This is a genomic window from Vibrio sp. 704 (assembly GCF_033339295.1).
In genome coordinates, this window is the sequence record NZ_JAWOUH010000971.1 from 1 (window position 1) to 528 (window position 528).

Below are 528 nucleotides of genomic sequence, written 5' to 3' on the forward strand. Positions count from 1 at the left end.
TTGATAACACTCTAGTCTTACTAGACTCACCTATTAGTGTTAATTCCTTGTCTGTTGGGATTCAAAGTTTGAAAAATCTCCTTAAGTAAACGATAGTTTACTTGATGCATATCAAATTATAAGTCGTCGTGTCGCACAACTATCAAAGCACGATATGAAATTAATAACGGCTAGGTAACGTGTTTAATGGATCATGTACAAATCAGTGTCCAAAAGCTTGATGAAATATTGAAGCTCAATGGGAGCGCTCTGCTCAACAGAGTGACTTTAGATATCCATCAACAGTTGAAGAGTCATTGTACATGCGTTGTTGAAGTGGCTCATCTTCAACATGCTGCGCACACCATTTCCTTTGCAAGTGGCGGAGAGATCTCCGATAACCTCAGTTACCACCTGTCTGGCACGCCATGTGAAAAAGTCGCGAAAGACATTGGCGAGCACATCTTTTACCAAGATCAGGTCTATAAACGCTTTCCTGAAGACCAGATGTTTCAGGATGATGGCGTTCAAGCTTACCTTGGCCTACCG

General features: G+C 41.5%; 1 pseudogene. It reads left to right on the plus strand.

Features of this window, described 5'->3' with window-relative positions:
- Nucleotides 1-186: 186 nt before the first annotated feature.
- Nucleotides 187-528 (plus strand): annotated as a pseudogene (locus R7R24_RS30165) (diguanylate cyclase); the annotation flags it as partial.